Origin of the sequence: Paraburkholderia sp., from assembly GCF_034668105.1 — a bacterium.
Classification (GTDB): Bacteria; Pseudomonadota; Gammaproteobacteria; order Burkholderiales; family Burkholderiaceae; genus Paraburkholderia.
In genome coordinates, this window is sequence record NZ_JAXDPY010000473.1 from 1 (window position 1) to 8,538 (window position 8,538).

The window sequence follows — 8,538 nt, forward strand, 5'->3', positions numbered from 1 at the left end:
CGCCGATGCTTCAGTCGCGCGCTCCCCCTCCGTATTGCCGTAGACCCAGGTGCCCGACGTATAGACAAACGCCGCGCCCGGATGCAAATGCGAAAGCATCGCTACAGCTGCGGCCTCGTCAGCAGCAGCGGCGGAAGCATCGTTGGTCGACGCCATGTGCACCACGCCATCAGCGGCACCGGCAGTCGCAGCGAAAGACTGTGGCTCACGCAAGTCGCCGCCATGCAGTTTCACGCCGAGACGTGCCAGCGCGCTCGCGGCCACCGACCTGTCATCGCGCACCAGCGCCGTCACCTGATGGCCGAGGCTGATTGCCTTGCTCGCGACCGCTTGCCCGATGTAGCCCGTACCACCTGTAATGAATAGCTCCATAGCGTTCTCCTCGAGGATTGCCTGCGAAGTTGATAAGTGACACAAACGAGACTCATCGGTCTCGTTTTGGCCAATCTAAACGAGACTGACCAGTCTTGTCAACTACTCAACGATCTGTTATTAATCGGGCATGAACACATCCTCTCTCCCCGTCCTGAGCCCGCTGCAACGTCGTAAGCGATCCGCCATCCTCGACGGCGCGAAAACCGTTTTTTTAAGCCAGGGTTTCGGCCTGGCAACGATGGACGATGTGGCCGCGGCCGCTGGCGTCGGCAAACAGACGGTTTACCGCCACTTCAAGTCGAAGGAGGCGCTCTTCGTTGGTCTGGTGAGCTCGATGTGCGCTCAGGTGGGTGGACTTCTTGCCAGCGCTCTGGACGAGCAATCCGATGGATCACCCGAAGTCGAGTTGCGCGAGTTGGGAGGGGTGTTGGCACAAATCCTTATCGCGCCGGATAATCTGCGGCTTTACCGGGCGATCGTTGCTGAGGCCGAGCGTCTTCCGGAACTCGGACGGGTGTTTTACGAAAATGGTGCAAAGGTCGTGCGTGCCTTCGGCGCAAAAATTCTGCGAAAGCGATTTGACGAATCGACTGCTGCATTGCGGGCAGCGACATTCGTTCAGTTGGTGCTAGGTGATGCGTATCTGGAACTGTCAATCGGCTACGCGGTGCCCGATGTTGAAGCACGCTTTGCGCTGCAGATTGACGAGGCGGTAGCGGCTGCACTTCGCTAAGAGAGCGCCGCATAAGATGTCGAGCCACTGCATGCGGAGCGCAACAGCGTGTAGCGTGGGAAGCAAAACACCGCTATCCACGCGCCCATTGCCGATCTTCCGTTCATGCTTTCCTGCCGTTCGCACACCAATGGCCGCGAACGTCAGGTCTCATTGCGGCTCGGCGCAATCGCCCGACGATCACTGGATTGGCGGCACCACGCCCAGTTTCTCGGCCAGCATGCGCTCATACACGCCGAAGTGCAGGTCGACTTCCTCCTGACTTACTGTCGTCACGGTGATGTTCACCTGATCCGGCAGCAGGCCGAGCACCAGCGCAATCGCCGCTTCCAGTTGCGGCGCACAAACGCGGTCTTCGATAAGTGTCGTGCCCACAGCGATATCGTAGGTCTGTTCGTGCTGGAAGACGATCTCGACCAGCCGCGCGCGGGCGCTCATGTTGTTGTCGATCGCGAGGCGCACAACCTGCGTCACGCTACGCATCAATTCCGTCGGAAAGCCTCTGGCCGAGCGAAGCCGAATGCGATGTCTGCCAAGCGTGAGCCAGTCCGAAGCGAATTCCATGGTGTCCTCCGGTTCCGTTGCAATGCACCGCGATAATAGGATTTGGCAGGCGATTTTCAAGACCGGAATTTCACCACCGCCCCTTGAATTTTTCTCCGTAGGTTCTATCTTTCATTTCGCTCAGGCAGATGCGCCGGTCATAACCGGTGCACTGCGTGTTTCGATTTGTTTGCCAGCGGCATGGCAGGCGGACTGGAGCGCGTAGGCCCGTTCGCCTCCTCGCTGTATCGAAGGAGGATACGATGAGTGATCTCTTTTCCGGAACCGACCTGTTCAGTGAGTTTGACCGTCTGCAGCGGCAGATGGATAGCCTGTTCGGCGGCTTCCCGTCCAGCATCCGTTCCGGCCGCTTCGGGGCCTTTCCACAACTCAACATCGGTACCACCGAGGACTCGATCGAAATCGTCGCGTTCGCGCCGGGCCTGAAGCTGGCCGACCTCGACTTGTCGATCGACAAGGGCCTGCTGACCATCAGCGGTGAGCGCAAGCCTGCCCAGACCGGGAACGATGACCAAACCCGCGACGACACCCGCACCTATGCACAGGAGCGTTTCACCGGCAGTTTCCGGCGCGTGATCGAGCTGCCGCAGAATGCTGACCCCGACAGGGTGCAGGCGCGCTACACCAACGGCTGTCTGTCGATTACCGTCGGCAAGCGCGAAGCGTCGAAGCCACGGGCCATTACCGTTCAGTAACGACAGTTATTCAAGGAGCAAGCCATGAACGACAGGACACAGGTTGCTGAACGCGACCAGAAAGCAGTAGCGCGACGCGATGGCGACCAGCCGGCACGACGGATGACGCTCACACCGGCCATCGACGTGTTCGAGGACAGCCAGGGCATCACGCTGTGGGCTGACCTGCCAGGCGTCACGAAGGACAAACTCGACGTGAAGGTGCACGACGGCAATCTCTATGTCGAGGCCGAAGCGGTCGTGCCGACGCCCGCCGGTCTGCGGCTGCAGCACGCCGAGATCCGGGAACCGCATTTCGCGCGCGCGTTCTCACTGAGCCCGGACTTCGACACATCGAAGATCGATGCAAACCTGCAGGACGGCGTGCTGAAACTGACGATTCCGCGTCGCGACGAAGCGCGCCCGCGCCGGATCGAAGTGCAGACGAACTGAACCGGCAGAGCCACAACGACGGCAGGAGAAAAAACCGCTGGCGGCCGCGAGGTCGCCATCGCCCGTTCGTGGCGGAGTGGATACAGAACATCATTGAGGAAGGGTGATGCGGATAAACGATCAGCATATGGGCCGTGCCGGTGCGTCAGTTCGCAAGCGGCCCGGCCCTCGCTGATGGTGGATATATCGGCTTGGTCACGAGCGGGCGCGAACGCGGCCGTGTGAACGCAATGATGCACATCCGGTTCTCCTGTCAGACCATCGAGGAGCATACGATGAACACCGACCTGAAAAAGTGGAACCCTTTCAAATTTCTCCGCGGTTCGGGACGCAAGCCCGAGGCGGACAGTGCGCAAAGCCCGCCCGACAGCGAACCGTCACGTGTTCCGTGGCCTGACATTTCGCGACTTTTCCCCCGTGATTCGTGGCGTGCGATGGAGGATTTCTTTCATGATCCGTTCGCGGCGCGCGGCGCGCTCGAACGATGGTTTGGCGACTTCAGTTCATCGCGTTTCCAGCCGCGCATCGACGTGGTTGACGAGGGAAAGATACTGCGCGTGACCGTCGAACTGCCAGGCATGGAGCGGGAGGACCTGACCGTTAGCGTCGAGGACGGAGCGTTGGTATTGCGTGGCGAAAAGAAGCAGGATGTGCACAGTGAGGAGGACGGCTGCTATCGGCTTGAGCGCGCATATGGAGCCTTCACGCGCACGATCCCGATGCCGGAAAATGCCGATCCCGACCACGTTCTCGCAAAGTTTGACAAGGGCGTCCTGACGTTGACGGTGCCGAAACAGGAGCAGCAGCGATCCACGAGCCGCACGATCGATATTGGCTAACGTTGCGGCGACTTGGCGATTGCGAGTTGAATCAATGGGAGTAGCCCGGGTGGTTAGCTCAGCTGGAAACTGCGCTCTAAAAATGCGCGCCGGCCGCCGGTTCGCCAGGCGTGCCATCCGACCGGAAGATCGGCCAAGTGGACGAATTTGCAGGGGTTACTCGCCACCGATATGACCTGCAGGTCAGTGCTACTGCTTGCCCGCCGCATGCAGTGCTGCTCTCATGCTCAGTTCTATGTCGTGAAGTTTCGCGCCGAGCTCCACAAAGCTGCTGCGCCCCTCACCGAATATCTCGCCGTTCATGAAGATCGTCGGCACAACGCTAATATCACGCGCCGACACCTCGCTTTGAAAAATTCCTCCGTCGATCGTAATGTTGTGAATCCGCGGATTGATCACCGCCATCATGTTCAGCCCTTGCACAACGTCCACACAACTTCTGCAAGATAGCGAAATATAGGTCTCGAAATAGTAGTCACGTTCTAGCGCTCGAATCTGTTCAATGGTCGTACGGTCGGCTATTACGGGATGTCCTCCAACCTGGAGTATTGCCAGGACAAGGGACGAAAATTCAGGCCCTGTTGGAGTGGCGGCAAACTGGATACCGGGTCTTCCTCCCGCCTGCCTGATCGAAAACGATGGCTTGCGTGGGTTGTCCTGCTGCTCCTCGATCACCGTCACCAGATCTGTCAACGACGCGATCTCGTTCAACATCGTCAGCATCTCGTGCGATTTTTGACTACCGCCCTGCGACACGATCAATTCGACAGGTCTGCGAATGTTTCGCAGATACGTCTGCAGTTGTGACCTGAGGCCGACGTTTAACATGTTTCGATCCCGTAACGACTTACAAGTCTATGTCAAGAAGTGCCAGGAGCTGAAAGAAATCTGAACAGAGGTGTAGCGCCGATCCGCCATAGGAAGCAGGAGGGTGCCACGCAATGCTCCCCCGAACGTCGGTGCGTTTTGGTGCGCTATCGCACATATTCAAGGTGTTCGCGAATCGTCTGATATTAGTGCACTTGTGCATGCTACGGCGGATACATCTATAGCGCCCCAACAAGCTCGTCAACCTCCTGGGCAGCCCATATTGAAAGTCCGTTCCTGGCTTTCGCGCACGTTCGCTCGGGATTCTGGATGTCGGTTGCGGGTTGCCTTATCTTGAGTTCGGAAGCGGCAGCAATGGGGGATTCGCTGGAATGCTTCGAAATCTGATTCTGCAGCGGCTCATAGGCGAGCGACCAAACGACGGCCTCGTACCTGAGTCAAGCGCGGACGCGAGCACCACTATCGGTCTTGCCCTTCATACCCCGCTTCGCTTCAGCAGGTAATCGAGGCCGCCCACCCGATACCATCGATACCCGTACGGCTCCAGCACTACGGTATGCCGCCCGTCATCGGCTTCCACACTGTGGTCGTCCGAGAGAAGGTTGATGAGGCGGTTTTCGCCCTGCCCGCTGCAGCCCGAGCGGAACCTCACCGTGCAGGCTTCCGGTCCGAAGTTATGCACGCAGATCACCGAGTTATTTCGCCAGTCGTAGCGCAGCGCGAGGACCTCGTTGCGCGATGTACGCAGGACCGCGAAATCGCCCCAGCTTATTTCCGGCACTTCCCGGCGCATGCGGATCACACGCTCGGTCCAGTTCAGGAACGAATTCGGGTCCCGCCGCTGGCTGGCGACGTTCACTCGCTCGAAACCGTAAGCCCCGCCCGATATGACCCGGCACGACGGCTTCGGGTGCTTCGTGAAGCCGCCATGGGGTTCGGTCGACCATTGCATGGGGGTGCGCGTACATTCGCGCTCCGGCAGGCGCAGGTCGTCGCCCATGCCGATTTCATCGCCGTAGCGAAATACCGGCGTACCCGGTGAGGTCAGCATCAGGCTGTAAGCGAGTTCGAGGCGGCGCCTGTCGCCAGAGAGCATCGGCGCAAGCCTGCGGCGAATGCCGCGCTCGTATAGCTGCATGTCGGGGTCCGGGCCGAACGCGCCGAACACGGCGGCGCGCTGGTCGGGCGTCAGACGGCCCAGATCCAGTTCGTCGTGATTGCGCAGGAATACACCCCATTGAGCGGTCGCGGGACGCGGTTTCGTCGCTGTCAGCGCTTTCTTCAAAGGCCCTGTATCGCCGGTCGCGAGGGTGTAAAACGTGTTCTGGTTGACCTGGAAATTGAACATCATCTGCAGGCGCTCGCCGTCGTCGCCGAAATAATCGAGGTCGGAATCGGGTAATACATTCGCTTCGGCGAGGATGATCGCGTCGCCCTTGCGCCATTGCAGAAACTCGCGGAAGGTCCGCAACATGTCGTATTGCTCGACGGGCTTGCGTACTTTCGGGCCCTTTGTGGCAATCACAAACGGCACGGCGTCCATCCGGAATCCCGACACGCCGAGCTGGATCCAGAAGCCCATCACCTTGAGCAACTCGGCCTGCACATGTGGGTTCGCCGTGTTCAGGTCCGGCTGGAAGTCATAGAAGCGATGGAAATACCAGCGTTTGGCCTGCTCATCGTAGGTCCAGGTCGATTTCTGAACGCCGGGAAATACCACCCCGTCCTTAGCGTTCGGCGGTTGCTTGTCGGCCCATACATACCAGTCGCGATACTTCGAGTCAGGATCGCTGCGTGCTTCCTTGAACCACGCGTGCTGATCGGACGTGTGATTGATCACGAGGTCGATCATCACGCGCAAGCCGCGTTCGCGGCACGCATGGGAGAACTCGGCGAACTCCCCCAGGGTGCCGTATTTCGGGTCGACGTTGTAGTAATCCGAGATGTCGTAGCCGTTGTCGCGGCCAGGCGACGGCTGGAAAGGCATCAGCCAGATGGTCGTGGCGCCGAGCCCCTGGAGGTAGTCGAGCCGGCGGATCAGGCCCTGGAAATCGCCGACGCCATCGCCATTCGCGTCCATGAAGGTGCCGACGGAGAGGCAATAGACGATTGCATTCTTGTACCAGAGGTCGTTTAGCATACGGTCCGCGCGTGGCTCCAAAACAATCGATCAGTGAGAGGAACTGCGATGTCTGAACTGGTGTGGTGGCAATGCGGCGTGATCTATCAGGTCTATCCGCGCTCGTTTCAGGACACCAATGGCGACGGCATCGGCGACCTGGCGGGCATTAGCGCGCGTCTGGAATATCTCACGGCGCTTGGCATCGATGCAGTCTGGATCTCCCCAGTCTACCCGTCACCCATGGCGGACTTCGGTTACGACGTCGCCGACTACTGCAATATCGACCCGATGTTCGGCACGCTCGACGACTTCAAGCAACTTGTGGACCGCGCCCACGGACTTGGGTTGAAAGTGCTGCTCGACTTCGTGCCGAATCATTCGTCGGACCAGCATGCGTGGTTCGAAGAAAGCCGGTCCTCGCGTGACAACCCGAAGCGCGACTGGTATTTGTGGCGCGATCCCGCGCCCGGCGGCGGACCGCCGAACAACTGGCTGAGCCGGATGGGAGGGTCCGCGTGGCAATGGGATGCACACACCGGCCAGTATTACTATCACGCGTTCTTGCGCGAACAGCCCGACTTGAACTGGCGCAATCCCGAGGTGCGCCGCGCGATGGACGATGTCCTGCGCTTCTGGCTGGATCGCGGCGTGGACGGATTCCGCGTGGACGTGCTGTGGCTGCTGATCAAGGACGCCCAGTTCCGTGATAACCCGCCTAACCCCGCGTTCCGGGCGGGCGAGCCGGATCATCACCGGCTATTGCAGACTTACACCGAGGATCAGCCGGAGGTGCACGAGATCGTGCGTTCGATGCGTGCCACGCTGGATGAATACGGCGAGCGGGTGTTGATCGGTGAAATCTATCTGCCCGTGCCGCAACTGGTGAGGTACTACGGCACGAACGGCGATGGTATTAACATGCCTTTCAATTTCCAGCTCCTGAACGCAGCCTGGAATGCGGCCGATATTGGAAGGATGGTGTCGGATTACTATCGCGCATTGCCGGAGCACGCCTGGCCAAACTGGGTGCTATGCAATCACGACAACCCGCGCGTGGCGTCGCGCCTGGGGGCAGCGCAAGCGCGCGTGGCCGCCGTGCTGCTGTTGACACTGCGCGGGACACCGACGCTCTACTACGGCGAAGAAATTGGCATGATCGACGGCGAGATACCGCCCGACCAGGTTCAGGACCCGGCCGAGCTTCGGCAGCCGGGTATCGGTCAGGGCCGCGATCCTGAGCGAACGCCGATGCAATGGGACTTATCGCTGCCCCATGCCGGTTTTACAAGCGGCCAGCCGTGGTTGCCGGTAGGCGCGGCGACCAGCGTTAGTGGCCAGGACGGCGAGGCGTCGAGTATGTTGTCGCTGTATCGCCGTCTGTTGTCGATTCGGCGGAGCAACGCGGCGCTCCTGGAAGGGGCGATCGAAAACCTCACCGCGCACGGCGACGTGCTTACTTACGAGCGGCGTTCTGGCGATCAACGGTTTTTCATGGGGCTAAACATGGGCGCCGCCGACGCCGCCGCCCCTTTGCCATCAGGCACGGTGTTGTTATCGACTTTACCCGGCCGCCGCGGCGAGTCGATCACGGAAGGCGCAAATCGTCTCGCGGCCGGCGAAGCACTGATCATCAAGCCGGTCTGATCGGCGGTGGTAGAGAGCCCCCGTGCTGCTCGCTCGTCTGGGCTCCAAGGCTGGTCGGCAAGGTAGATCGCGCCCGCCGAATTGTTGGCGTTCCAGAAGACGGCGTGCAACGGCCATTGAATTGACGCACCGCATTCGCAAGGGTCAGTTCGACCTCTCGCCTCTCTGACTCAACGATACCGCGGCACGCGCGGTCTGGAATACTGTTCTGCTCAATAAATAAGATATCCTTATTTATTGGAGATGTCTCGGCTTCACCTGCTGTTTGCACCAGAACCGTCATGACCATCGAGGTGCCTTATTTTC

General features: G+C 59.8%; 9 protein-coding genes. 5 read left to right on the forward strand and 4 right to left on the reverse strand.

Features of this window, described 5'->3' with window-relative positions:
- Nucleotides 1–372: NAD-dependent epimerase/dehydratase family protein (locus QOC89_RS21420; RefSeq protein WP_323046843.1), on the reverse strand; the 372-nt coding region annotated here is incomplete at its 3' end.
- A gap of 130 nt (nt 373–502) precedes the next feature.
- On the opposite strand from QOC89_RS21420, the gene QOC89_RS21425 reads away from it, so the two are divergent.
- Nucleotides 503–1,108, forward strand: a complete 606-nt coding sequence (locus QOC89_RS21425; protein WP_323046844.1) for a TetR/AcrR family transcriptional regulator — start codon at nt 503–505, stop codon at nt 1,106–1,108.
- A 180-nt stretch (nt 1,109–1,288) separates the two neighbouring features.
- Here QOC89_RS21425 and QOC89_RS21430 read toward each other — a convergent pair whose 3' ends face one another.
- Nucleotides 1,289–1,672 carry a hypothetical protein gene (locus QOC89_RS21430; RefSeq protein WP_323046845.1) on the reverse strand — a complete coding sequence of 128 codons (384 nt, stop codon included), beginning with the start codon at nt 1,670–1,672 and terminating at the stop codon, nt 1,289–1,291.
- A 242-nt stretch (nt 1,673–1,914) separates the two neighbouring features.
- On the opposite strand from QOC89_RS21430, the gene QOC89_RS21435 reads away from it, so the two are divergent.
- The 3 genes from QOC89_RS21435 (at nt 1,915) to QOC89_RS21445 (ending at nt 3,638) form a co-directional block, all read left to right on the forward strand.
- Complete coding sequence (locus tag QOC89_RS21435; protein ID WP_323046846.1) at nt 1,915–2,367, forward strand: Hsp20/alpha crystallin family protein; 453 nt, start codon at nt 1,915–1,917, stop codon at nt 2,365–2,367.
- 24 nt (nt 2,368–2,391) lie between these two features.
- Nucleotides 2,392–2,799, forward strand: coding sequence for an Hsp20/alpha crystallin family protein (locus QOC89_RS21440; RefSeq protein ID WP_323046847.1), 408 nt, complete (start codon nt 2,392–2,394; stop codon nt 2,797–2,799).
- 275 nt (nt 2,800–3,074) lie between these two features.
- Nucleotides 3,075–3,638: an Hsp20/alpha crystallin family protein gene (locus QOC89_RS21445; protein WP_323046848.1), complete on the forward strand. Its 564-nt coding sequence runs from the start codon at nt 3,075–3,077 to the stop codon at nt 3,636–3,638.
- Nucleotides 3,639–3,827: 189 nt separating this feature from the next.
- Here QOC89_RS21445 and QOC89_RS21450 read toward each other — a convergent pair whose 3' ends face one another.
- Both QOC89_RS21450 and QOC89_RS21455 read right to left on the reverse strand, forming a co-directional pair.
- Nucleotides 3,828–4,466: an alkyl hydroperoxide reductase gene (locus QOC89_RS21450; protein WP_323046849.1), complete on the reverse strand. Its 639-nt coding sequence runs from the start codon at nt 4,464–4,466 to the stop codon at nt 3,828–3,830.
- Nucleotides 4,467–4,941: 475 nt separating this feature from the next.
- Nucleotides 4,942–6,606 carry an alpha-amylase family protein gene (locus QOC89_RS21455; RefSeq protein ID WP_323046850.1) on the reverse strand — a complete coding sequence of 555 codons (1,665 nt, stop codon included), beginning with the start codon at nt 6,604–6,606 and terminating at the stop codon, nt 4,942–4,944.
- A 48-nt stretch (nt 6,607–6,654) separates the two neighbouring features.
- On the opposite strand from QOC89_RS21455, the gene QOC89_RS21460 reads away from it, so the two are divergent.
- Nucleotides 6,655–8,232: an alpha-amylase family glycosyl hydrolase gene (locus QOC89_RS21460; protein WP_323046851.1), complete on the forward strand. Its 1,578-nt coding sequence runs from the start codon at nt 6,655–6,657 to the stop codon at nt 8,230–8,232.
- Nucleotides 8,233–8,538: the final 306 nt, after the last annotated feature.

What these genes read in the sequence shown, in the direction of transcription:
- QOC89_RS21460 (WP_323046851.1), top strand. Translation starts at nt 6,655, where the DNA reads ATGTCTGAACTGGTGTGGTGGCAATGCGGCGTGATCTATCAGGTCTAT.
- QOC89_RS21430 (WP_323046845.1), bottom strand. Translation starts at nt 1,672, where the DNA reads ATGGAATTCGCTTCGGACTGGCTCACGCTTGGCAGACATCGCATTCGG.
- QOC89_RS21450 (WP_323046849.1), bottom strand. Translation starts at nt 4,466, where the DNA reads ATGTTAAACGTCGGCCTCAGGTCACAACTGCAGACGTATCTGCGAAAC.
- QOC89_RS21435 (WP_323046846.1), top strand. Translation starts at nt 1,915, where the DNA reads ATGAGTGATCTCTTTTCCGGAACCGACCTGTTCAGTGAGTTTGACCGT.
- QOC89_RS21445 (WP_323046848.1), top strand. Translation starts at nt 3,075, where the DNA reads ATGAACACCGACCTGAAAAAGTGGAACCCTTTCAAATTTCTCCGCGGT.
- QOC89_RS21455 (WP_323046850.1), bottom strand. Translation starts at nt 6,606, where the DNA reads ATGCTAAACGACCTCTGGTACAAGAATGCAATCGTCTATTGCCTCTCC.
- QOC89_RS21425 (WP_323046844.1), top strand. Translation starts at nt 503, where the DNA reads ATGAACACATCCTCTCTCCCCGTCCTGAGCCCGCTGCAACGTCGTAAG.
- QOC89_RS21440 (WP_323046847.1), top strand. Translation starts at nt 2,392, where the DNA reads ATGAACGACAGGACACAGGTTGCTGAACGCGACCAGAAAGCAGTAGCG.